Annotated in this window: 21 protein-coding genes; 14 read left to right on the forward strand and 7 right to left on the reverse strand. The window is 36.8% G+C overall.

The window, feature by feature from the left end:
• Positions 1 to 15 precede the first annotated feature (15 nt).
• The 3 genes from tatC to groL all read left to right on the forward strand — a co-directional run bounded on the left by tatC (position 16) and on the right by groL (position 3213).
• Positions 16 to 777, forward strand: coding sequence for a twin-arginine translocase subunit TatC (gene tatC / locus B1728_RS28545; protein WP_079913835.1), 762 nt, complete (start codon positions 16 to 18; stop codon positions 775 to 777).
• Between the two features lie 401 nt (positions 778 to 1178).
• Entirely contained in the window at positions 1179 to 1460 is a 282-nt protein-coding gene (gene groES, locus B1728_RS28550) for a co-chaperone GroES (RefSeq protein WP_079913836.1), read from the forward strand.
• A gap of 124 nt (positions 1461 to 1584) precedes the next feature.
• Complete coding sequence (groL, locus tag B1728_RS28555) at positions 1585 to 3213, forward strand: chaperonin GroEL (RefSeq protein WP_079913837.1); 1629 nt, start codon at positions 1585 to 1587, stop codon at positions 3211 to 3213.
• A gap of 187 nt (positions 3214 to 3400) precedes the next feature.
• On the opposite strand, the gene B1728_RS37020 is transcribed toward groL, so the two are convergent.
• The 7 genes from B1728_RS37020 to B1728_RS28590 all read right to left on the reverse strand — a co-directional run bounded on the left by B1728_RS37020 (position 3401) and on the right by B1728_RS28590 (position 13816).
• Positions 3401 to 3631 carry a tyrosine-type recombinase/integrase gene (locus tag B1728_RS37020; RefSeq protein ID WP_256865549.1) on the reverse strand — a complete coding sequence of 77 codons (231 nt, stop codon included), beginning with the start codon at positions 3629 to 3631 and terminating at the stop codon, positions 3401 to 3403.
• Positions 3632 to 3911: 280 nt separating this feature from the next.
• The gene (locus tag B1728_RS28565) at positions 3912 to 5021 is read right to left on the reverse strand and encodes an acyltransferase family protein (RefSeq protein ID WP_179136246.1); all 1110 of its coding nucleotides are present in this window, start codon (positions 5019 to 5021) and stop codon (positions 3912 to 3914) included.
• A gap of 744 nt (positions 5022 to 5765) precedes the next feature.
• Positions 5766 to 7448, reverse strand: a complete 1683-nt coding sequence (locus B1728_RS28570; RefSeq protein WP_079913839.1) for an S-layer homology domain-containing protein — start codon at positions 7446 to 7448, stop codon at positions 5766 to 5768.
• Positions 7449 to 7599: 151 nt separating this feature from the next.
• On the reverse strand, positions 7600 to 10053 hold the full coding sequence (locus B1728_RS28575; protein WP_179136247.1) for an O-antigen ligase family protein: 2454 nt from the start codon (positions 10051 to 10053) through the stop codon (positions 7600 to 7602).
• Positions 10046 to 11149 (reverse strand): glycosyltransferase, encoded by a 1104-nt coding sequence (locus B1728_RS28580; RefSeq protein WP_079913841.1) that lies wholly within the window; start codon positions 11147 to 11149, stop codon positions 10046 to 10048. Before B1728_RS28580 ends, B1728_RS28575 begins: the two co-directional genes overlap by 8 nt.
• Complete coding sequence (locus B1728_RS28585; protein WP_079913842.1) at positions 11127 to 12314, reverse strand: glycosyltransferase family 4 protein; 1188 nt, start codon at positions 12312 to 12314, stop codon at positions 11127 to 11129. The genes B1728_RS28580 and B1728_RS28585 overlap by 23 nt, the downstream gene beginning before the upstream one ends.
• 2 nt (positions 12315 to 12316) lie before the next feature.
• Complete coding sequence (locus B1728_RS28590; RefSeq protein WP_079913843.1) at positions 12317 to 13816, reverse strand: sugar transferase; 1500 nt, start codon at positions 13814 to 13816, stop codon at positions 12317 to 12319.
• Between the two features lie 257 nt (positions 13817 to 14073).
• Here B1728_RS28590 and B1728_RS28595 point away from each other — a divergent pair, with 257 nt between their 5' ends.
• The 11 genes from B1728_RS28595 (at position 14074) to B1728_RS37385 (ending at position 25626) form a co-directional block, all read left to right on the forward strand.
• On the forward strand, positions 14074 to 15153 hold the full coding sequence (locus B1728_RS28595) for a mannose-1-phosphate guanylyltransferase (protein ID WP_079913844.1): 1080 nt from the start codon (positions 14074 to 14076) through the stop codon (positions 15151 to 15153).
• 29 nt (positions 15154 to 15182) lie between these two features.
• Complete coding sequence (gmd, locus tag B1728_RS28600) at positions 15183 to 16154, forward strand: GDP-mannose 4,6-dehydratase (RefSeq protein WP_079913845.1); 972 nt, start codon at positions 15183 to 15185, stop codon at positions 16152 to 16154.
• Positions 16151 to 17080, forward strand: a complete 930-nt coding sequence (locus B1728_RS28605; RefSeq protein ID WP_079913846.1) for a GDP-mannose 4,6-dehydratase — start codon at positions 16151 to 16153, stop codon at positions 17078 to 17080. The genes gmd and B1728_RS28605 overlap by 4 nt, the downstream gene beginning before the upstream one ends.
• 2 nt (positions 17081 to 17082) lie before the next feature.
• Positions 17083 to 17877, forward strand: coding sequence for an ABC transporter permease (locus B1728_RS28610; protein ID WP_144028041.1), 795 nt, complete (start codon positions 17083 to 17085; stop codon positions 17875 to 17877).
• A complete protein-coding gene (locus tag B1728_RS28615; RefSeq protein ID WP_079913847.1) occupies positions 17877 to 19118 on the forward strand; it encodes an ABC transporter ATP-binding protein in 1242 nt (413 codons plus the stop codon). The genes B1728_RS28610 and B1728_RS28615 overlap by 1 nt, the downstream gene beginning before the upstream one ends.
• Positions 19100 to 20674 (forward strand): methyltransferase domain-containing protein, encoded by a 1575-nt coding sequence (locus B1728_RS28620; protein ID WP_079913848.1) that lies wholly within the window; start codon positions 19100 to 19102, stop codon positions 20672 to 20674. The genes B1728_RS28615 and B1728_RS28620 overlap by 19 nt, the downstream gene beginning before the upstream one ends.
• Before the next feature lie 21 nt (positions 20675 to 20695).
• A complete protein-coding gene (locus tag B1728_RS28625; RefSeq protein ID WP_144028042.1) occupies positions 20696 to 21802 on the forward strand; it encodes a glycosyltransferase in 1107 nt (368 codons plus the stop codon).
• Positions 21799 to 22842, forward strand: coding sequence for a glycosyltransferase family 4 protein (locus B1728_RS28630; protein WP_079913850.1), 1044 nt, complete (start codon positions 21799 to 21801; stop codon positions 22840 to 22842). The genes B1728_RS28625 and B1728_RS28630 overlap by 4 nt, the downstream gene beginning before the upstream one ends.
• Entirely contained in the window at positions 22839 to 24188 is a 1350-nt protein-coding gene (locus B1728_RS28635) for a glycosyltransferase family 4 protein (protein WP_079913851.1), read from the forward strand. The genes B1728_RS28630 and B1728_RS28635 overlap by 4 nt, the downstream gene beginning before the upstream one ends.
• A gap of 75 nt (positions 24189 to 24263) precedes the next feature.
• Positions 24264 to 25256, forward strand: a complete 993-nt coding sequence (locus B1728_RS28640; RefSeq protein WP_079913852.1) for a glycosyltransferase family 2 protein — start codon at positions 24264 to 24266, stop codon at positions 25254 to 25256.
• Positions 25216 to 25626 carry a GtrA family protein gene (locus tag B1728_RS37385; protein WP_079913853.1) on the forward strand — a complete coding sequence of 137 codons (411 nt, stop codon included), beginning with the start codon at positions 25216 to 25218 and terminating at the stop codon, positions 25624 to 25626. The genes B1728_RS28640 and B1728_RS37385 overlap by 41 nt, the downstream gene beginning before the upstream one ends.
• The last annotated feature ends 60 nt before the right edge of the window (positions 25627 to 25686 follow it).

Genomic DNA, 25686 nt, shown 5'->3' on the forward strand with positions numbered 1-25686 from the left:
CAGGTTGGTGAACAAATGAAAGAGAACGATGAAGGGATGACGCTGGTCGAGCATCTCAGTGAGCTTCGCAAACGGATTATGTGGGTGCTGCTCGTGCTCATTATCGGAATGGTCATAGGCATTATCGTAGCTCAGCCGCTTATTATGTATTTGAAGAGCGTCTCGCCTGCCAAAAACATTCCATGGCACGTGTTCTCGCCTTGGGATTCTATCCGTATGTACATGAGCTTCGCTTTGGTAACAGGACTTATTCTGACGATTCCCGTCGCTTTATATCATATTTGGGCTTTTCTTAAACCGGGTCTGCGGGAAGAAGAGCAAAAGGCTTCACTGAAATTTGTTCCGTTTGCCTTTTTACTCTTTTTGATCGGACTGGCCTTTGCCTATTTTGTCGTATTTAAAATGGCGTTTATGTTTACATCGGGCATTTCGGAAAGATTGGGGCTCGAGGAAACCTACGGCGCTGCCCAATATTTTTCGTTTATGTTCAATATCTTGGTTCCGATCTCACTCTTGTTCGAGCTGCCGATTGTCATAATGTTTCTGACCCAGCTGCGTATCTTAAACCCTAAGAGGCTGCATAAAATTCGCCGTTACGCTTATTTGATTCTCGTCATTATCGCTGCGATGATTACGCCTCCGGATATGCTGTCGGCTGTCATCGTATCCGTTCCTATGATTATTTTGTATGAATGCAGCGTACTGCTGTCCGGCGTAGTATACCGCAAGCAGCTCCTTAAGGATCAAGCCTGGGAGGAAGAATACGGCGCCAAATAAGTCTGCTTCTGTCAGTCACCGATTGGCCGAGGGCAGGCTTTTTTTCATCGTCAGAAGACTGGCCAGTTATTTCATTGGGGTTTCTGAATGTCGATGCTTCTCGTACATGCAGAAATTTGTTCCTGGGTGACGGGACCGATTTGTGCCGTTTCCTGCCAGGCAGTGCCTTGCAGCGATCCGGAGAAACTAGTCTATGGAAGTTTTGTGCTATTATTCGACATCGTATATTTTGAATTTGGATGGATACAATGAATGGGGTGTGAAAGTTCCGTAAAATGCATAAAACCACTTGCAAAATTCACACAAACTGATTATCATAATAAGTGTTGTTAGCACTTAGCATATTCGAGTGCTAACGGGATATATGAAAACAACCATAATCTAAAGGAGGCTATTTTCTCATGATCAAACCGTTGGGTGATCGCGTAGTCATTGAAGCCATTGCTAAGGAGGAAACCACAGCAAGCGGTATCGTGCTGCCAGACACAGCAAAAGAGAAACCGCAAGAAGGCAAAGTCGTAGCAGTTGGCAGCGGCGCTCTTAAAGACGGAGTGCGCGTACCGCTTGAGGTTAAAGAAGGCGACCGCATCATTTTCTCCAAATACGCAGGCACTGAAGTGAAATTTGATGGCCGCGAGCTTTTGATTATGCGTGAAAGCGACATTCTGGCCGTACTTGCTTAATTGAGGGGCCTTTACTTAAGTTAGCCTATAAGCTGCTGCTTTATGAGCGAGCGAGCTTTTTACTTACGATGCAAATAATGGTACGACTTTAAATACAAACTTATTTTTCGGGAGGGTATCACTCATGGCAAAAGAAATTAAATTCAGTGAAGACGCTCGTCGCGCGATGCTGCGTGGTGTAGACGCTTTGGCGAATGCCGTAAAAGTTACTTTGGGTCCTAAAGGCCGCAACGTGGTTCTGGAGAAAAAATTCGGCAGCCCGTTAATCACTAACGATGGCGTTACCATTGCTAAAGAAATCGAACTCGAAGATGCATTCGAGAACATGGGTGCTCAACTCGTTAAAGAAGTAGCAACCAAAACTAACGATGTAGCCGGTGACGGTACTACAACAGCTACGGTTCTTGCACAAGCGATGATTCGCGAAGGCTTGAAAAACGTAACAGCTGGTGCTAACCCAATGGTGATCCGTAAAGGGATCGACAAAGCGGTGAAAGCGGCTGTAGAAGAGCTGAAGAACATCTCCAAAACCATCGAAGGCAAACAATCTATCGCACAAGTAGCTGCTATCTCTGCTGCTGACGATGAAGTAGGCCAACTGATCGCTGAAGCTATGGAAAAAGTGGGCAAAGACGGCGTTATTACCGTTGAAGAGTCCAAAGGCTTCGCTACTGAGCTTGAAGTAGTAGAAGGTATGCAATTTGACCGTGGCTACATTTCTCCGTATATGATCACGGATACGGACAAAATGGAAGCTATTCTGGATAACCCATACATCTTGATCACAGACAAAAAAATCTCCAACATTCAAGAGATCTTGCCTGTGCTTGAAAAAATCGTACAACAAGGCAAACCGCTTCTGATCATCGCTGAAGATGTAGAAGGCGAAGCTTTGGCAACCCTGATCATGAACAGACTTCGTGGAACGTTCACTTGCGTAGCGGTTAAAGCTCCTGGCTTCGGCGACCGTCGTAAAGCTATGCTGCAAGACATCGCTGCATTGACTGGCGCACAAGTGATCACGGAAGAGCTTGGTTTGGAACTGAAATCCACTCGTCCTGAGCAATTGGGTACAGCTCGTCAAATCCGCGTAACGAAAGAAAACACAATCATCGTAGACGGCGCAGGCGACAAAAAAGACATCGGCGCTCGTATCTCCCAAATCCGTACGCAATTGGAAGAAACCACTTCCGACTTCGACAAAGAGAAGCTGCAAGAGCGTCTGGCTAAATTGGCTGGCGGCGTAGCCGTTATCAAAGTTGGTGCTGCTACTGAGACTGAGCTGAAAGAGCGCAAGCTTCGCATCGAAGATGCTCTGAACGCTACTCGTGCAGCAGTTGAAGAAGGTATCGTTTCTGGCGGTGGTACAGCCCTCGTGAACGTATACAATGCAGTTGCAGCAGTACAATCCTCCGGCGACGAGCAAACAGGCGTAAACATCGTTCTGCGCGCTCTGGAAGAGCCTGTACGCACGATCGCAGCTAACGCTGGTCAAGAAGGCTCCGTTATCGTTGAGCGCCTGAAAAAAGAAGCCGTAGGCATCGGCTACAACGCTGCTACCGGCGAATGGGTTAACATGTTCGAATCCGGTATCGTTGACCCTGCAAAAGTTACCCGTTCCGCACTGCAAAACGCAGCTTCCGTTGCAGCAATGTTCTTGACAACCGAAGCGGTTATTGCAGACAAACCAGAAAAAGACAAACCAGCTATGCCTGACATGGGCGGCATGGGTGGAATGGGCGGCATGATGTAATCCATCAGCCCGAAAAACCTGATATTACTTATGTTTTTACGGGCCTCCTTGTGAGGCCCGTTTATAAAATCACAAAAAAAATCACAGTCTTTGTAAAAGCTAACGCTCCAAGGATGTCACCAAAGTGTATTTTTATCTTTTGGCAGGCATCCTTTTTTCATTTTTTCGGTGACGTGAGTATAAATATTCATTGTTGTATCAGATCGTCATGGCCCACTCTTCGCATTATGGTCGTCAGATCGACACTTGCCCCAGCAAGCATACTGATATGCGTATGGCGAAAAATATGTGGCGTCGTATGTTTCTTGATGGATGTTTTCCTTAGAATGCGGCTCATTCTATTTATGATTGTCTTAGGGATATATGGGTATCCATTGTCACGGCAAAAAACCAATTGCTTGTCGTGATAATCGATCATTTTTTTTCGATGAACCTGATGGTTTCTTGTTGGAGCACAGTCCGCATGGATTCAACATAAATCCATAAATCCCCCAGCAGTTAAAACGGCTCTCTTGGAGCTGATGAAAAAGTACAGGTGATGATTAATGACAAAAGGCTTTGAATTGTAGTAAGGCCCGGGAGTCTCGGGTTTATCTTTGTTTGCACGGGGTCTCTGATTCAATAGTATTGTTCATGTGTCTTACTCTCTTCTAATTTCTGTGTCACAAGTAGTATTCAAAATGCTGCGCAAACAAAGTTTAAGTTGCCTGTTCAATACTTTTTTGTGTTTTTGTTGGATACAGAATTAATTTTCTCATTGGAGTTTCAACATAAGCGAAAAATAGAGCAGATCCCCCAAGAGCTAAAGTAAAAGCGATGAGTCCCGTTATATTCTTATCTAATTTTAAAAGAATTATAGCCTTAATTAACAATTCATGAATGATATAGAAAGCGAATGACCATTCTCCAAATCTAATCATCCATTTTGAGCTAAGGAATGTATTAATTGAGCTGCCTTCAGGAAGTTTTGCAATGATCATAAGCAATAGTGCAAAAAATGGCCCGAATAAAAGTGTAAAGTTCTCGCCTCTTAACGGAGATAATCTGATTAAAAGCCAAAGCCCGGCACTGATTAACAGGATCACTAGAATAACGAGGTTATAACGTTTTGATTCTTGCCTACTTGTGGACATCCACATTTTAGCTGAAATCATTCCAAGGATAAACTCGGTAATTCGAGTTATAGGAAAAAAATAGAGGAACCATTTGATCCTAGTTTCATCTAATCCGGGCGATAAAAAATTTAAGTAGTCTTTGCCGTATAGTGCAAATAAAGGCACTGTTGACAGTAAGAACAATGATATGATCATAAATACAGTTATTAATGCGAAGTTAGATCTTAGGTACTTTATCAGCAAGAAGCATAAAAAAGGGAACATTAAGTAGAAGAAAAATTCATTGCTTAAGCTCCAAGAGTCAGCGTTAAAATCGTTTGTTGTACGTTGTATAAATGAATGCAGCAACGTAACATTCAAAATAGCCGACTCCATAGTAAGAATGCGATTCATGGACAAAAGAAGTGGGATTGATAAAAAGAAACCAAGCAAATGCATCGGCCACACCCTGGCGATCCGTGCGTGCATGAATTGTAAATACGTTTTTAAAGTGAGGGATGAGAATTTTTTTTCATAATTAACCATAAGAACAAATCCACTGAGGCAGAAAAAAAGACTCACACCAACGAAACCCCAGGCAAAATAATTAGTTTTGGTGTAATAGCCCCAGTGAAATAAAAATACTACGAATGCCGCGATCCCACGTAAGCCTGTTAGGGCATCTATTCTTGTGTTTTGAATATCTTTATTCACAATAAATTACTCCTTCTTTGTTAGAACTAAACAATTTATTATATAAATTTCCGTAGAGATGATCAAGAATTTTTTACTGCTATATTACTCCGATCATATCGGGGCTATTTTAATGCTCGAAATGGGGTATGTACATGCCAACAAAATCATACTAAGAAATCTTTCTGTAGTCATGGCTGGAGCGACAGGTGTTTTTGGAACAGAAAAAAAGAAAACGGTCAATAGTGAGGCAATGTTTTGGGCGGAATTCGGAGAAAGGCATTGTTCCATTTGTAGTGCTACTGGCCGTCCAACTCGATCAAGGTAACCAAGCCCAGGCATTCCGGAGGCTTACGTATGGATTGATATCTGTGCATAGAAAGGCATCGATGGAAATTAACAGTTGGAATCAGGTATGGCCTACTTAACGGTTTATAACATAAATTTGAATTCTACCGTGTGTTCAAACGGGCTTCGTAACGGGGAGAAGAAGACTATGGAAGCTGTATAGACTACAAGATAAACAAGCATTGAAATGATCCCATGAAGCTCAATGCATGGATCATTAAGTTATTATACAGGGCCTTTATTGCTTGTACGGTTACATGCAATTGTTTGACCTCGGTTACCGTTCCCCTTTAAGTTATCCGAGTGTTGGAGATGAATGTGAGTTTGCTAACTTATCCTAAAGCGAAGGGACAAACCGAAAACTCTACATAAAAAAAGACCCGATACCGAAGTATCGAGTCTTCCTTCATAAACCTATTAGTTAATGAAGTTCGCAACGCTCAAGAAACGTTTCAGCATAGTAGCCGATTGTGCGCGAGTAGCTTGGCTGTCGGAACCGATAGTATCATCAGTCATACCGTTGATCAAACCAGCATTGATCGCAGCAGCGATTTCTTTTTGAGCCCATACGATTTTGTTGGAATCTTTGTATTTGCTCAGTACGGATTCTGGATCCGAAACACTCGTAGCGATGTCAGCATAGTTCATTGCACGGATAACCATAGCTGCCAATTCTTCACGAGTGATTTGAGCATCTGGACGGAAAGTTTTATCCTCGTAGCCATCGATGATGCCAGCTTTAGCTGCAGTAGCTACAGTGCTTGCATACCAAGCATCGGATTTCACGTCAGTAAAGTAGTTGGATGCAGTTACGGTGGACAGTCCCAAAGAACGAACTACCAATGCTGCGAATTCAGCACGAGTGATGTTACGGTCTGGTTGGAATGCTGTATCAGTCACACCGTCAACAACCAATTTGTTAGCAAGAAGCTCTACATCAGCTTTAGACCAGTGGGAAGCCACATCGGCAAAGCTTTTCTTGGATTCAACTACAGTGTAGATGCTGCTGCCGTTACGTTTCAAAGTAGCTGTTGTTTCACCATCTGCAGTTGCAAAAGTGGAAGGAACGAAGCTTACTTTTTTCGTTGTTTCGTTGTAAAGAACACCAGTTACAAATTTGGAATCAACAGATTTGGAAACTTTGATGGAGCGAGATACATAGGTTTTACCGAAGTCAACCGCTGCAGTCTTGCTACCGTTATCCACTGCTACCACGTTAAAGTCAACTGCGTCAGCTACTTGAGTAGCACCCAGTGCTGTTGCAGCAGCTTTCACAGCGTCTGCAGTTTCGCCAGTTACTTTAGCGATAGATACTTTAATTTTCATATCTTTTACTTCTACGCCAAGCGTTTTAGCAAGATCGTCCAAATTAAGTACGGAAAGAGGAAGAGTCAAAGAACCATTACTGTTAACAATAACGATGGTTTTACCAGCTTTTACTGCATCAACCAATGCGGAAGCAGGAATAAGGGCAAGATCACCGGAAAGGTTCAAAGTAACTGTGTTGTTGTTTGCCAAAGCATTGGTCAGTGTGTTCGCATCAACAGAACCGTCGCTGCTTACGGAGATAGTGCTACCAGTGCTGATACCACCGCCACCGCCGCCACCGCTGCCACGGCTACTACCACCGCCATTACCAGGGGTTGTAGAAGTGTTATTTACATAAACATAATCACTTACGGATACGGTATCACCATGATAAACTGTAGTACTTACAGCCAATGATCCGTAACCGTTAATGCTGGAAATACCTTGGATATCGTAGAACCAGCCTTTACCTTCTTGGTACACATTATTATATACAGCCTTAGTAGTAGTCAGAAACTTGCCATCAGGGCTATATACGTTTACGTATACTGCGTCACCAACTTTGGAATCTAGTTCAACGTCGGAATACACGCTGCCGGTTACAGAACCGTTCCTATAAGTCAAATTTGAAAATCCAGTGGCGGCGAAAGCCAGCACAGGAACCATCATTGCGATAACAAGCATTAATGATAGCAATGCAGATGTTTTCTTTACGAAAGTGCGATTTAACACCAGATTTCTCCTCCTATTTCTTTCTCTGTTTGATCCTTTGTGAAGATTATTGTTCGCCATTATCGTCATTCACCTCCTTTCTCGACGGAAGTTATATAACAAGGCTAGGCCTAGTTAAACAATTTTAAAAAACATAAACCCCATTCTAACATCTATCGACTAGAAATGGTAGCATTTTGCTCAAAAAAACAAACTCCCAAATAATAGAACGTTATTTAACGGAAAAAGTTGCGTTTAACAGCGTGTTAATTTCATCCTTTTCTTTCGGATCCTTGGCAATCAGCTTATTATATAAGGTTTGATCGTTTTTATTTTGTTTCTGAAGAGATGCTAAGTACCATCTAGCCATCTCAACATCAACCGGATCATTGAATTGATCATTCAACTGGAACTTCAAAAAAGATTCTGCCGACGCATACTTTCCATGCATAAATTCAATCTGTCCCAAAGTAAAAGCCATATTTTTGGTTAAGCCAAAAGAACGTCCTTGCTGTTGACCTTTAGGGAGGAGCTCTAATTCTTTAGACTTGTTTACCATAGTATTGTAAGTTTCCATGGCCTGGCTCCAGTATTTTTCAGCCAAAGCTTTGTCCGATTGAGATCTTGTCCCTAAGTCGTAGTTCATCAAAATGTTTTTCTCATAAAGTGTAATGTCCCAAGGGAAGTTGTTAATTTCATTGTTCACGAGCTCTAGAGCTTTTGGCAGCTGGTCTTTAATGGCCAAGGTGTAAATTTCCTTGTCAATAAGAGCTCTATTATGTGGTTCCTTCGCCCGGGTCTTTTGGATCATATCGGTAGCCTGATTAAAGAGATTTTCATCTTTGGTTTGATTATAAGCTTGAAGTAAAAGGTCAATCTTATAGGATGCATAGTCTGGGTGGTTTGGATGCTGCTTTAATGCATTATCCAACGGAATGAAAACCTCATTAATAGTTTTACTGGACTGAGCCAATGATAGAGCTGATTGAAAATTACTGTTGGCACTTAACATCTTGGTCGAGCTAAAGAACATAAAGATGGATAAGACCACAAGCACAGAAGGATAAATCCATTTGTATTTATTGAAAGCGAGCCATTTTTCGGACAAGGCTGGTTGTTCAGAACCCGAAATCATCCCCCCTAAGGAAAGGAATAGAAGGGCTCCCAAATAAACATAACTCAAGTCGAAGTCGATCATACTATGAACAAGTAACGAAATTGTGACAATAAAGAAAACATGACGGTTCGAGTTTTCCTGCGAGCTTGTCGTATTCTTAATATATTGTCGAATATATAAATAATATATATAAACGAGGAAGGCAAGCAGTACTAGGACACCAACGATTCCGGTTTCAACCAAATACTGTATGAAGAAGTTATGGGCTTGTCTGCTCACGTAAGGATTGTTCTGGTACTTCTCATACAGAGCTGCCCATGCTCCGCCACCGGCACCGGTAACAGGGTAATCTTTAAATAACTTTACCGAGTCCTTATAAAAGGTTCCTCTTTCAAGAACACTATGCTGTTCCAAGTTAATGGTTTCAATACGATGCTTGATGTAGTCTGGGAATAGATTAATAGCTCCTGTATTACCAAACACAACGAAAATACCCAAAAGGCCAATAATTAATGCAGCAGCAGGTAAGAGGATATTGGCAAACCGCATTTTCAATCTATTATTGAAGAAGCCCTCTACCTTTGGATACAGAAAATGTTGAAGCAGCCAGCAAATGATAGCGCATCCTGCGGAAGCACCGATCAGGATCCATAATCCTGTTGCCGCGGTGGAGAGATCTTGATGCAAATGGAACTGTTCTCCGACCAATGTTATCTTGTTTAATATGATAAGGGAGATCACAGCGGCTACAACGAAATGAATAAATATAAATATTTGTTTTGCTATTTTCAAAAAAGGAAGAATCAACAGCAAAACAACGGGGAGTATGACCAAACCACCCCTAGATAATGACAGTAATAATGACAAAATCATAGGAACTAGCATAAAACTATGAATGGCAATCGTAACGGGTTTGCGATTGGAAACTATTAAGTATGAACCTGCCAAAAGTAAAGCTATGAGAAATGCGGCGAAAGAGTTGGCATATTGAAATGTAGACGTAAGGCGCAGCTCGTTACTGGCCATCATAACAGCGTCTTTATACTCCAAAGTAGGAAGATTGACGAACCAATTAATGAGTTTAGCAGCAAATTCCTTGTAGCCAAGCCAATTGATCATACCGAACCAAACGACGACATATCCTGAGAACATAATACAGAAGGTTAGAATACGATTACCAAGGGAGCTCCTGCATAAATATATTCCAAGTATAAAAAATACAGCGTAAAGCATCTCAATATACACCATGTTGGTGGAATAATAATGGGATGCTTCATTGATTTTGGCTAATAAGAATGTGATAGGCAGCAGCCAGACAACGATGCTTAGAATATCACCGTGGTCCTTGAATCTCCAATGATAAAATAAAAAGAGCGAGGTAATAAACAGGATGATAAAGCCCCATACAAATGCGCTGTACAAGGGTCTTTCAAAATCATACGTATTACCGTTAAATAACCCTTTTTGGAAAGGGGCCCAGAACATAAAAAGTACAATAAATGTGGTAAGAAGCCAAAATAATATAGATGTGTTCCCTTCCCGTTCAAGCTGGTTCTTTTTCTTATACATGAGAGTGCTCCTTTTGCTGTAAGGCTCTTGTAATAAAACTTCTGATTTCTTCTTTGAAGCGTATTTCATTAAACTGATTTGCATGATCACGTATGGCATGTTTATTGAAGGAGATGGAATTAAACCGATTGATAGCTTGAACTAAACTATCGGCCGTAGGTTCATGAAAGAAAATGCCTGTTTTCCCATCGACTACAGTTTCAAGAGCACCACCTTTTCCAAAAGCAATGACCGGTTTGCCGTTGGCTTGAGCTTCTAAAGGAGTAATTCCAAAGTCTTCTTCACCCGCCAATATAAAGGCTTTGCAGTTAGAGTAATATTTGGATATCACTTCGTCTGACTGGTATCCCATAAGTTGAACGGTTGGACCCGCCATTTTTTTTAGTCTCGTTCGATCATACCCGTCCCCAATAATAACCAAGGGTAATTTTAGCAGGTTAAATGCTTCTATTACAAGATCGATGCGTTTATAGGGAATGAGTCTGGATACGATCAAAAAATAATCCCCGCTCTCTCCCGCGAAATCAAAGCGCTCAAAAGAGACCGGGGGGTGTATAACATGACTTTCACGGTTGTAATATTTTTTTATCCTTTTGGAAACATTGTTGGAGTTGGCAATGTAATGATCCACGCGCTGTGAATTGATGGCATCCCAATTTCTAATTTTATGAAGAATAAAAGGTAATACCTTCTTATAAACAGGATTATTGATTTCTGCCAAGTATTGGTGATACAAATCCCATACATACCTCATGGGTGTATGGCAGTAGCATATATGCAATTGAGAGGGTGTAGTAATAACTCCTTTGGCAAACGCACTGGAGGAACTTAAAATGACATCATACTCACGTAAATCAAAACCTTCAACAGCATGAGGCAAGAGGCCTAGCATTTTTTTATAATGCTTTCTTGAGAAAGGAACATTTTGAATAAAAGAATTGGTGATATTTGCTTCAGCAAATCGAGCGGGCATCTTGGATAAATCCGATATAATCGTGTAGACCGGAGCCTCAGGAAACATATCCATGAAGCATTCTAATACCCTTTCGGCTCCGCCATATTGATTTAGATAGTCATGGACAAGTGCGATTTTCATTCGTAAGTGCCTCCTTTCGCATTCCTTTATTTAAAACTTTGTAATAAATATTTTTTGTCTCAATGGCTGTTTTTTCCCAAGTAAACTTAGAAGCTTGATGCAGGGCTAACTGCGAATAGTGTTTCCGCAGATTTTCATTAGAAATCATTTTATGGATAGTTTCTGCCCATGTAGGGTAATCGTCTGGTTGGATTAAAAATCCGGATTCTTCAATAATTTCGGGTATTGATGAAATATCGGATCCAATAACTGGAGTACCACATTGCATTGCTTCTAGTAGCGGGAGACCAAATCCTTCGTAGATGGAAGGTAGTACAAAAACAGTAGCGGCACTGTAGATAGCGGGAAGATCAGCATCATCAATGAAACCGGTGAAAGTAATATCTTCCTCCAAATTATTTTGTTGTACCCAATCAAAAATAGGATTATACTTCCAACCTTTTGCACCCACAATGACGAGTTTCTCGGAATAATTATAATTTTGTTTTAAAATTAAATAAGATTTCAGTAATCCTAACAAATTTTTCCTGGGCTCTAAGGTACCTACAAATAAAATGAATCTCTCCGGGAGATTGTATTTATTAAGTACTGGTTTGACATCGGCTATTGGGATGAAATGCTCATCTGCGGCCAGATGAACAACATCAATTTTATCATCAGGTATATCTAACAACTTAATGATGTCCTGCTTTGTTTGTAAAGAATCCGCAATAATATGATCGCATTTTTTTGCACTTTCGGGAACCCATTTACTGTGGTGGTTAAGTATACGCTCACTTGTAGAATCAGGATATCTCATGTATGCCAGGTCGTGAATCGTAATAATCGTCTTACCTTTTCGTACAGGTGTATAAGTGAAATTAGTTCCATGAAAAATGTCAGCTGTGTCTTGAGACACCATATCATAGGGGATTCTGTAAAAAAAATTTGGTTTGAACAGTCTTCTTAATACTTTATAAGGATACACATTGTTTGTTAAATGAATATGAAAATCACGCTTTAAAGATAAAACGTGATCTTCACGAATAGATTTTGCAATTCGGTTAAAAGCTAAATATACATCCAAGTCTTCACTATAGGATAACTGCTTGGAAAGACACTCAACGTATCTTGCTATACCCGATCGCGGCCCAAGCAGCGGCTGACCATCCAAATAAACATTCAAGATTAATAAGCTCCTTCTCCTTTTAAAACGACAGGAATGGTTTTAAGTAAAATTTTAATATCGAATGCAATACTCCAATTCTCAATGTAATACACGTCTAAATTCATCCATTGTTGAAAAGAAAGATCACTTCGTCCGCTTACCTGCCAAAGTCCTGTTATTCCAGGCAGAACTTCAAGTCTTCTCCATTCCCAATCCCCATAGCGTTCAACCTCGTTCGGTAGCGGAGGTCTTGGTCCAACAAGACTCATATCGCCTTTGAGGACGTTAAAGAGCTGAGGTAGTTCGTCGATGGAATATTTCCTAATAAATCGTCCCACATTCGTAATTCGGGGATCATCCTTCATTTTAAAAGCTATTCCATCCATTTCATTTTTTTCTTGAAGTTTTTTTAACATCGCATCCGCATCTGTAACCATAGAACGGAATTTTAACATATTAAATTGCTTTCCGTTTTTGCCAATTCGTTGCTGCTTGTATATAATACTTCCTCTGGAATCTATCTTTATTGCAAACGCGGTAATAATAAATATTGGAGAAATAATTAAAATTAATAATAAAGATGCAACAATGTCAATAAGTCTTTTAACAGCAAGCCCTACGCCTCTCATTGGAGTTTTAACCAATGTTACGACAGGCAATGTATTAATGTTTCCTATTTGGACCGTACTCATCACAAGATTATAAAGGTCCGGAACAATTTTTATTTGAATATCTAATTTCCGTAAGTCAGTTATTATCTTGTTTACAATCTCACGTTCTGAGGGAATGGTTACAATAATTTCTTCAACAAGGTGTTCTTTAAGTATTTCGCTTAATTTAGATATTGGACCCAAAAACCTATAGTCATCAATATCTTTATATTCATTATCGTCAACAAAACCAACTATGTTATAGCCTAAATAGCGGTAATTAATTAATTCGTCCATGAGTGATTTGCCGACCTTACCGGCACCGACAATTACAACATTTTTACTGACAACGCCTTTTTGAGCAAGTTGAATATAAATAATTCTTTTTATGCTTCTAACAAGACAAGAGGAAATAATGGCTGTTAACCAATAGCTTACAATAACCAACCGCGAGAAATCAGTATACTTTAATATAAAGCTTACACCGATCGTTATTAGAATTGAAAAGGAAAATGCTTTAATTACTTTATAAAGCTCATCGCCCAAACCAGAACTGGATCTAAAATGAAACAACCTATATCTGTACATAAAAATAGAATATGTTATCGAAGATATTATAAAGAACATAACATAGTTAATAAATCTGGGGGAATCCATATTCCAAAATGAAAGATCTCTGTCGAACTCTTGAGCGATACGAAATTCATATAAAAAGAAAAACACGAGACTAATTAAAAACATTTCAATTACTATGAATAATGTTGCAAGGAAAGTAGAGTAGTTTTTTTTAATTTCAAGTTTTTTATTTATTTCGATTGTCGGAATTAATTGTTCTTTGTTATTTTTTGATGTTACATATGAGTAATTCAAGTTTGAAAACCTCCGATAATTCGACTCTTAATATGATTTTATTCTGAATGGACTAAATAATGCAACTAAACATATTGGCAATTTAATGGGAGAATAATGGAGAAACCTTCGGTCGATATATATTTATAGCTATATTATAATAAATGATTTGGTTTTAGAAACAAATTATTCCAGAAAAGATTGCTTTGCAGTAATTTATTAAGCTATAATATTGTGAGTTAATTTATCGTTTTATGTCGATATCAGGAGGGGAAGACATGACCATTACTGCAGTGATTATGGCAGGTGGCAAGGGTGAACGATTTTGGCCTAAAAGTAGAACGAATTTGCCAAAACAATTCTTAAATATATCTGGAAATAAATCGATGATACAGCAGACTATATCTAGATTAGAAAAATTGATAGATATCTCACGAATATTTATAGTAACCAACGAACTTTATGCAGAATTAATCCATGCACAATTGCCAACCCTCCCAATGGAAAATATTATTATAGAGCCTATTGGAAGAAACACAGCTCCATGCGTAGGAATTGCTTCTCTTATCATTGAAGAAAAATACCCCGATAGTACGATGGTAGTTCTACCATCTGACCATATCATAGAAAACGAAGAAGGATTTATTAAAATTCTTCGTACTGCTGTAGAGGTAGCACAGGACAATAAGAATCTGGTGACTTTAGGTATTAAACCTACTTATCCCGAGACAGGCTATGGGTATATTGAAAGCACTAAGCAAATGAAAATAATTAACGAACTGGAAGTTCATAAAGTAAATAAGTTTGTTGAGAAACCAGACTTAGAAACAGCTCAAGAATATCTTGATTCAGGTAATTTTTTCTGGAATAGTGGAATTTTTGTTTGGAAGACAGCTTCTATAAGGGAATATATTAAGGAGCTAATGCCTGATATGCATGATGTTTTGGAAACATTAAAATCTGCATTTGAAGCAAATAGAGATAGAAATGAATTGATTCGAAAGGAATTCTATAAAATGCCAGATCAATCAATTGACTATGGCATAATGGAAAAAGTTGATAATATTTATGTTATCCCTTGCGTTTTTGGTTGGGATGACGTAGGTAGTTGGACGGCTCTAGACCGAATAAATGATCATGATGAGAACGGTAATGTTATTAAAGGGAATATTCTAAATTTGGATACCAAAAGATGTATTATTGAAAGTAACGGTAAGCTAATAGCTACTCTAGGTATAGAAGATCTCATTATAGTTGATACAGAAGATGTAACTTTAATTTGTACTAAAGAAAAGGCACAGGAAGTCAAGATATTGTTAAAAGAACTTCGGACTCAAAAGCTAGATCATTATTTATAAATAAAATAAAATTAAGGAGTTAATAATAAATGACAAAATCTGCACTAATTACTGGCGTTACAGGTCAAGATGGATCATACTTAGCTGAACTATTACTTTCTAAGGGTTATAAGGTATACGGTCTCCGCAGAAGAACTAGTATGCCAATTGTGGAAAATATAGAACATATTAAGAATGAAATAGAATTTATCGATGGTGATCTTTTAGATCAAGGCTCCTTGATTCAGGCTCTTAGAATTTCTAATGCAGATGAAGTCTATAATCTCGCTGCACAATCGTTTGTTGGGACTTCGTGGGAGCAGCCTGTACTGACAGGTCAAGTTACTGGTGTTGGTGTTACAAATATGTTGGAAGCTGTTAGGCTTACGAAGCCAGAAGCACGTTTTTACCAAGCATCTAGTAGCGAAATGTTTGGTAAGGTAGTAGAAACGCCCCAAAGGGAAACAACACCTTTCTACCCTAGAAGTCCTTACGGAGTTGCAAAAGTATATGGGCATTGGATTACAGTAAATTATCGTGAAAGTTTTAATATGTTTGCTTGTTCAGGAATTCTTTTCAACCATGAATCTCCTCGCCGCGGCGTTGAGTTTGTTACAAGAAAGGTAACTGATGCAGTTGCCCGAATAAAACTCGGTATGCAAAAAGAACTTAGAATGGGTAACCTGGATGCCAAAAGAGATTGGGGCTTTGCCGGAGATTATGTAAAGGCTATGTACTTAATGCTACAACAGGAAACGCCCGATGATTATGTTATTTCTACGGGCGAGACACACACTGTACAAGAATTAGTAGAAATTGCTTTCGGTCATGTTGGTTTGAAATGGGAGGATTACGTAATAATTGATCCAAAATTTGTTCGCCCGGCAGAAGTAGATTTGCTTTTGGGAGATTGTTCAAAAGCTAAGAAAAAACTAGGTTGGGAGCTCGAAGTGGGGTTTGAACAGCTGATTACAATGATGGTTGAAAGTGATTTGAACAGGTTAAAGGGACAATTTAAATGACACGTATACTAATCACAGGTGCCAATGGTTTTGTTGGCACCTACATGGTTAAATTGTTAAGAGGATTAGAATATGAAGTTTTAACTACGGTAACCTCAAACCCTAAAGAAGATAATCAATTTCATCTTGATCTTGCAAGCAAAGAAAGTGTATACGAATTAATTCAAAAAACTAAACCGACGCATTTGATACATCTTGCTGGACAGAGTTCTGTGAAGAAATCATGGGCTCAAAAAACGGAAACATTCAATATTAATTTAATAGGAACTATGCATTTACTTGAAGCTATCCTGAAATATTCACCTGATTGCAGGGTTTTATCAGTCGGTTCATCCGAAGAATATGGGAATATCAAAGAAATGAATGGTATTAACGAGAATAGCATTACAAATCCAATGAGTCCTTATGGAATCAGTAAATTATCTTCGGGTTTATTGTGTTTGCAATATGCAAAGGCTTATTCTTTAAATGTTGTCCATACAAGAACGTTTAATCACATAGGACCGGGCCAAAGTCAGGATTTTGTTACACAAGATTTTGCCCAACAAATCGTCGAAATTGAATCGGGAATAAAGGAACCAACTATTTTTGTTGGTAATCTAGAAGCAGTAAGAGACTTTACTGATGTTCGGGATATAGTTAAAGCTTATGAAATGTTATTATTTTGTCAAGCTTCAGGTGAAATCTTTAATGTTTGTTCTGGTACAGGGGTCAAAATATCCCAAATTTTGGATACACTTATAAGTCTATCCGAAGTAGATATAGATGTTGTACAGGACATTGAGAAACTCCGACCATCAGATGTCCCGGTCCAAATTGGCGATAATAGTAAAATTAGTGCTCTGACTGGTTGGGAGCCTGAAAAAAATATTGAAGAATCGCTTTATGATATTTTACAAGATCGTCGTTATAAGCAATTGATATAGAGGTGATTCTTATCTTACGCGCATTATGGCACTATAAAGGATTTATATTCGGTCTTGTCAAAAGGGATTTTCAATCAAGATATATGAATTCGATCTTTGGTTCGATATGGGCAATATTACATCCGATTGCCCTTATTTTTGTTTATACAGTAATATTCTCACAGGTTATGGGCGCCAAACTACCAAATTCTAGTGATACCTTAGCTTACAGTATTTATTTATGTGCAGGGCTACTGCCATGGCAGCTCTTTCAGGAGACTGTACTAAGAATGCAAAATGTCTTTATTGATCAAAGTGGTATTATGAAAAAGGTTAGTTTCCCTAGAACGTCTTTACCAGTTTATATTATGATTTCATCCTTGATAAACTTTTTTATAGTGTATGGGATTTTTCTCATCTATTTATTGATTGTTGGCAAGTTCCCTGGAGTCATTATGTTGAATATGATTCCTTTGTTAATAATTCAGCAACTGTTAGCATTGGGACTTGGAATTATCCTTGCTACATTAAATGTATTTTTTAGAGATATAGGACACTCATTTTCAATTGTAATGCAATTTTGGAGTTGGTTAACACCCATCGTGTATACAATTGAGATAGTTCCTAATAAATTTAGAGATTATTTTGATTGGAATATCCTATTGCCGATATTTAACGGTTATCATGCTATTATAACTAATCAAAATTGGAATGATTGGAACTCCCTATGGGGGGTAGCGAGTATTAGTCTAATTTTGATCGTTGTTGGTTATTTTACTTTTAAAAAGTTAGATACAGAAATGGTGGATGAGTTATAGTGACTATTATAAATGCCCTTAATTTGGGGAAGAGATATAAACGTTACTCAACTAACCTCTCCAGATTTATTGAATGGACAACTGGTGTAAAAAGACATGAAGAAAAATGGGTACTAAGAGGTATTTCGTTCAAAATGAATAAGGGTGAGTCTCTTGGTATTATTGGACATAACGGTGCAGGTAAAAGTACTTTATTGAAAATTCTTACTGGCACTACAAAACCTACCGAGGGGACTCTTGAAATAAACGGAAGGGTGTCTGCTTTACTTGAACTAGGATTAGGTTTTCATCCTGATTTTACTGGTATCCAAAATATATATATGCTGGGACAATTAATGGGATTAAATAATCATGAAATAACCAAACTAATTCCAGAAATCATTGATTTTGCGGAGATTGGTGATTATATATATCAGCCCTTAAGAACTTATTCAAGTGGCATGGGAGTTCGACTGGCGTTTGCAACAGTTACATCAGTGAGACCTGATATTTTAATAGTAGATGAAGCACTGTCTGTAGGCGATACGTATTTTCAACATAAATGTTTTAATAGAATAAAGGAATTTCGTGAGAAAGGTACCTCACTTCTTTTTGTATCCCATGATCCAATAGCAGTTAAAAATTTATGTGACAGAGCCATATTACTAGATAATGGTATATTAATAAAAGATGGTTTTCCAGACGAAGTATTGGATTATTATAATGCTATTATAGCGAAAAGAGAAGCAGATGCTAAAATAACAGAAAGCATCGGTTTGAACAATAAAAAGATTATTAGATCTGGAAACAAAGATGTACAAATAGAAGAGGTATCCTTAGTTTCGAATGGTTTAGTAACCAATGCACTCCAGGTAGCTGATAGTTTAGATATCAGAATTACAATGAAAGCAAATAAAGAAATAATAAGCCCTACTGTAGGATTTGTTATAAAAGATCGTTTGGGTAATGAAGTATATGGGACCAATACATTTCATTTAGACTATAAATTAGAGAAATTTGAGAAGGATAATTCTTATACAATTACCTTTTCACAAAAATTAAACATTGGAATTGGAACTTATAGTGTTACCGTGGCTGTCCATGATAGTTATCATCATCTGGATAAAAATTATGATTGGCTGGAGCAAGCTGCGACGTTTCAAATAATCTCTGGTCAAGAAGCTCCATTTGTTGGTGTGGCTTTTTTAGAATCATCTGTTCATTTAGAAAAGGAGACTACATCATGCCAGAACAATCAATGAATATAGATAAAATAATGAATAGGATTAAATCAACGTTAGAGTTAGCAAAAAAGAACAGAAAAACCCTATCAAAATATGATGTTCCTATGAGTCAGAGTTATGAATTAAATTACGTTAAATTATCTAGTGAAATTGACCAAAATAACAGAGGTTGGAACGTGTCTCCAGAATACGTATTGACATCTCATCGTCCTGTACTTGGCAAACTAATAGTCTTTGGAAAAAAAATAATAAGAAAATTATTAAGGTGGTATATTAACCCTGCCTTTGAAAAGCAAAGTAATTTCAACGGTAGCGTAACCAGGTCATTTAATAATATTAATCCTATATTGTCAGATTTAATCAAAGATATTGAGTTTTTGAAGGGAAAGAACAGCAAAATAGATGATTTAGAGACTGAATTAACAAAAGTAATAAATAATAGTATTTCAGATCAAAATAATGATCAAATATCCAATTTTTTTATAGACTTGGAGCAAGTATTAAATAAACAAAATAAATTGGAAGAAGATTTTAAATCTATAGAGAACATAATTAGTTCTCAAAAACTAATAGAACAAAAATTACAAGAAGTAGAAGATAAGCTAGCTTCTATTGAAGAAGTACTTGTTAAGCAACAAAATATAGCTGATGGAATAACTGAAATTAATAACAGAGTAAATCAAATATCTTCTGGTTATTTGCATAACGACACTTTCATTGAATTCAAAAATAAAATTTATAATGATGTTCGGATTATAAACGAAAAAATTGAAAAAACGGATGATTTAATATTACTTATAAATTCTCGTATTAAGAAGAATACGACCAAAATAGTAAAGAAAGACTCTCCTGAAGCAATAAATGAGACAAAAGAAGTAAACAACGTTAAACAGCTAGAAAATAATCTAGAATTAGATTATTTCTTATTTGAACAGAAATTTAGGGGATCAAGAAGTGTAATTATGGAGAGACAAAGGGACTACCTCCCTTTATTCGCAAACAGGAAAGAAGTACTTGATATTGGTTGCGGTAGAGGTGAATTTATAGAATTACTGCACAAGGAGTATGGTGTTAACGTCAAGGGAATAGATATTAATAACGATATGATAGATTATTGTAAAGAACGTGGATTTAATGTAGAGCTCATTGATGCTATAGATTATCTAGAAAAGCTTAATGATAATTCATTAGATGGTATTTTTATGGCCCAAGTGATTGAACATTTAACTTCGGAACAAGCAATGAGTCTAATAAATTCAGTTTATCGAGTGTTAAAGCCAGGTGGGCTTTTTGTAGTAGAAACCATAAATGTACAGAGTGTCTTCGCTATGTCAAACTGGTTCTATATGGATCCTACACATATTAAACCTGTTCACCCTGTTACTTTAAAATTTATTTTCCAGGGATCAGGGTATAGCCAAGTGGATATTAAATATCTGTCACCAGTACCGGATAAGGGGGTTCCTCATCTTCAAATAGACGGTGTTGACTTAAGTCATTTTAACGAATCGTTAAATGATCTTAACGGACTGATCTATGGATACCAAGATTATGCAATTTGTGCCTATAAGTAAGTAATAAGAGGTGTTGTTTCTGTGGAGATTATATTGATGCATCAGACTTTTCTCGATGGCGATGCAATTGGTCATGATATTCAAGGTATGTATGACGTTTGCAAAAAGAAAAATATTAATGTTTTCGTTTTTTGTGAGAATAACTATGCTGATATTAAATATCAAACCATTGATCTGAACGAGTTAAAAAAGAAAATTAAGATTAAGAGTAACATTGTTATTTATCATCACAGTATATATTGGGAATTAGGGGAAAAGATATTACATGAGGTTAATTGTAAGGTAATTATTAGATATCACAATATTACACCACCTCATTTTTTCAAAGGCTATAGCAAGAGGTATTTTGAAACTACAAATGCAGGTAGATTGCAAACTAAACGCTTGTCTAATGAGTCTCGTTTTTTTTGGTTATCAGATTCTAACTATAATAACTCAGAGGTACTTGAACTTGGAGTTAAATCGTCATTAACAGAAGTGGTTGCACCTTTTCATAAAATCGAACATATGGATCAAGTGGAAGTCAATACAGAATTATTGAACTCGCTTATTAAGAATTCAATTATAAATGTATTATTTATTGGTAGGGTAGCTACTAATAAAGGGCACAAAAGAATTTGTCAAGTAGCAAAAGCGTACAAAGAATTATTCGGTGACAATTTTATTTTTTGGATAGTTGGAGGTTTTGACAACGAGATTTCAAAATACAATGAGGAAATACAAAACTATATACATCAATGGGGGCTTCAAGACAACGTAATCTTTACTCAGAAAATTCCCATTGAAACACTGAAGTCATACATCTTGGGGTCCGATTTATTTCTTTGTTTAAGTGAGCATGAAGGTTTTTGTGTCCCTCTTATAGAATGTCAGTACCATAAGCTACCTGTTGTGGCTTGCCAAAGTACTGCAATTGGTGAAACTCTTGGCAAGGAACAAATGCTTTTTGCGACCTTTGATGAAGATATGATAGCAAGCGCAATTCATGAAGTGGCAACTAATAAGGATGTTTCAAACTATATTATTGAAAAAGGTCAAGAAAATTATTATACCAGATTTACAAATGACATTTTAGAACGGAAATTTTCGGATTTTATTGAACGAGTTTCAGGAGGAATGGTGTCTTGAAGATTGCAATAGCTAGTGTACAAGTTCCTTTTATACGCGGCGGAGCAGAATATCATGCCGAGAATTTAAAGATTGAATTACAAAAAAGAGGATACGAAGCAGACATCACTACTATTCCCTTTAAATGGTATCCTGCCAAAGCGATTGTAGATTCCATTATGGCAGTACGTCTTTTGGATTTAACAGAAGTGAATGGAAAAGTTATTGACCGTCTAATAGCGCTCAAATTTCCAATGTATTGTGTAAAGCATCCAAATAAAGTTTCTTGGGTGTTACACCAACATAGACAAGCATATGAGCTATGGGGAACAGAATTTGGTGATCTAGAGAAGATGGAGAATGGGCTTGAGGTTAGAGATATTATTAGAAATGCAGATAATACTTTTTTAAGGGAAAGTAGACATGTTTTTGCTAATTCTAAAACTGTAGCAAACCGATTATTGAAATTTAATGATATTGATGCGACTCCACTCTATCATCCCCCTACAGATTATGAAAAATTAAAATGTGATTCTTTTGGTGACTATGTTTTTTACCCTAGTAGATTAAATGAGATTAAGAGACAGCACTTAATAATAGAAGCAATGAAGTATACTAAATCCAATGTTAAGTTATTGCTGGCAGGAACGGGTGAAGAGGAATACACCAATATGCTAAAAAAAATAATTGAAAAAAATAATTTGCATTCAAAAGTTAAGCTGTTGGGAAGGATATCAGAAGAGGAAAAAATCCAATATTATTCTAATGCCTGTGTGGTTTACAATGGTCCATTTGAAGAAGATTATGGATATGTTACTCTTGAAGGATTCTATTCCAGAAAACCGGTTATAACCCAGAAGGATTCTGGAGGCCCCTTAGAGTTTGTAAAAGATGATATCAACGGGTACGTATTAGAAAACAACCCTGAAATGATTGCAGAGAAAGTAGATTTTCTTTATTTAAATAAAGAAAAAGCTAAGGAGTTCGGGCAGAATGGTTATGATCTTATGAAAAGCTTGAAAATTAATTGGGATCATGTTATTGAGAGGTTATTGAAATGAGAATAGCTTACTTTAGTCCATTTCCACCCCAAAAAAGCGGAATTTCTGACTACTCCGAGTATTTAATAGAAGCTTTAAGCTCCTATGCTGAAGTTGATTTATGGGTAGAAGGCTTCAACTTGTCAAACGATAAAATAAAAAACAAATATAAAATTTATGATTATGTAAATCATCCAGAGTATTTAACTCATTTAAATAAATATGATGAAATTGTATATAACATTGGTAATAACCCATACTATCATTCTCATATTTATGATGTTTTTCTAAAATATAATGGAGTCGTAATTTTACATGAGTATGTTTTATATTACTTAATTACAGGCTATTATTTAGATTTACTTCATAATTCGGATCTCTATTTGGATGAAATGAAAATGAATCATGGAGATCCAGGATATGTAGAAGGGTTAAAGATTTTGCGTGGAAGCCTGCCTCCTTTACAGTATAAATTTCCGGAAAAGTTTCCTCTAAATAAAAGACTAATTGATCATGCACAGGGAGTAATTGTCCATTCGGAATATGCAAGACAAGAAGTAATTAGAATTAATCCAAATGCAAGTTGTCATGTTATACCCCAAATTGGTCCAAATCCAGACAATATAGACGTTAGCTATCATAGAAGACAAGAATTAATGAGGAAGTATAACCTGTCTGAGAAAGATAAAGTTATAGCTTCATTTGGCTATGTCTCTCCATCAAAAAGAATTCATCAAGTAATAGAGGCCCTTTCCAAGCTTAAAAACAACAATTATAAATACTTATTAGTAGGTGAAGGGGATTATGTTAAGGACCTTGTAAAAAAGTATAAATTACAAGATAAGGTTATCTTCACTGGATTTACAACTATTGAAGAATTTGACGAGCTAATAGCCTTATCCGATATTGTAGTTAATTTGAGATACCCCTACATGGGTGAAACCTCAGCAAGTCTAATTCGTGCTTTGTTACTTGGAAAGATATCTTTAGTTTCTGATATAGGTTGGTTCCGAGAGTTACCAAATGAGTGTGTTATTAAGATACCTTTGGATGAAAATGAGGTTTCTAATATTAGGTTTCATTTGGAACGATTGCTTGATAATGAAGAGTTATATATAAATTATACTAAACAAATATTGCAGTACTCGGAAACTGAACTTAATCCACAAAAAATAGCTAAAAGTATTATCAATGTTTTAAAGAATATAAAAACCCTAAAATCTAAAGATAGTTTTTTTAATAAAATATGTGATGAAACGGCATACTCTCTCGATAATTTAGGGTTGGATAGCAATAGTTTTTACATTAAGAACGTTTCAGAAGTTATAGAATCTATTTTAAATATAGAAGGTAAAAATAAAGTTTAGATTAGTGCTTAATATTTTTTAGGCGTTATTAAGTTACACTGTTTTAAAAAAACTATCAAAGGGAAGTGAAGCATTATGCAAACACCTCTCATTTCTATTATCGTTCCAATGTATAATGAGGGCTCTAATGTAGACATATTCTATGAGAGAATGAAGAAAGTATTGGACCAAATCGGCTATCCATATGAAATTGTCTGTATTAATGATGGTAGCAGAGATGATACATTATTAAGACTTAAAAATTTAAATTTTAAAGATCCTAGAGTAAAATTAATTGATTTGTCTAGAAACTTTGGTAAAGAAATTGCTATGTCTGCAGGGTTAGATCTATGTACTGGAGACCTAGTAATACCAATTGATGCGGATTTACAGGATCCCCCAGAACTGATAGCTGCATTAATTGAAAAATGGAAAGAAGGTTACGATGTCGTTTACGCCACACGTTTAAAACGTGAAGGGGAAACGGTTATGAAGAAAGCAACAGCTCATATGTTTTATCGATTAATAAAGAAAATGACACCGATTGATATTCCTGCGGATACAGGGGATTTTCGTCTGATGACAAGACCTGTTGTAGATGCATTAAAAGAATTGAGAGAGCACCATCGTTTTATGAAAGGTTTATTTAGTTGGGTAGGTTTTAAACAAACGAGTGTACCGTATTTAAGAGAACCCAGGTACTCCGGAAAAAGTAGTTTTAATTTTTTGAAATTATTTAATTTTGCTATCGAAGGAATAACTTCATTTACATTCGTACCATTACAAATAGCTACCTATATCGGGATTGGCGTTTCTTTTTTTTCATTTCTATATGCTATTTATATGTTCACAAACACACTTTTATATGGTAACCCTGTACCCGGCTATCCATCACTGATAGTAACAATTCTTTTTCTGGGTGGAGTTCAATTGATGACCCTAGGTATTATTGGAGAATATATTGGGAGAATTTATAATGAAACCAAAAATAGACCACTGTACTTGACAAGGGAAAAAATAGGGTTTACACCGATGGAGAGAAAAGATAATGGTCAAATGGATAAAGCAAAATTTCCATCAGTTATTTAGGTTTGGATTGGTAGGGATTGTATCAACTTGTTGTCATGTGGGACTTCTCGCCCTTTTAGTTGAAAAACTACGTATACAGACTACTTTCGCATCTGCCGCAGGTTTTATTTTGGCAGTTCTAGTTTCATTTATCTTTAACTCTGTCTGGACTTTTAAAGACAATAGTACTAAAAAGAACGTAAATATTAATTTGTTTTGGAAATACTCTGTTGTATGTATTGTGGGCTTATGTATAAATACATTCATATTTTTTATTTGTAATGATATCTTTCGGATTTGGTATGTTGCTTCACAAATAATTGTTGTTTTTTTTGTTACACCATCCAATTTTTTATTGAATAAGTATTGGACCTATAAAAAGATTAATTAAAGTAAAGCAAACTGTAAATTTATTAAAAAAACTCATTATAGTATTAGTTAGAAGGCAACT

Origin of the sequence: Paenibacillus sp. 32352 (assembly GCF_002042965.1) — a bacterium.
Lineage (GTDB): Bacteria > Bacillota > Bacilli > Paenibacillales > NBRC-103111 > Paenibacillus_S > Paenibacillus_S vulneris.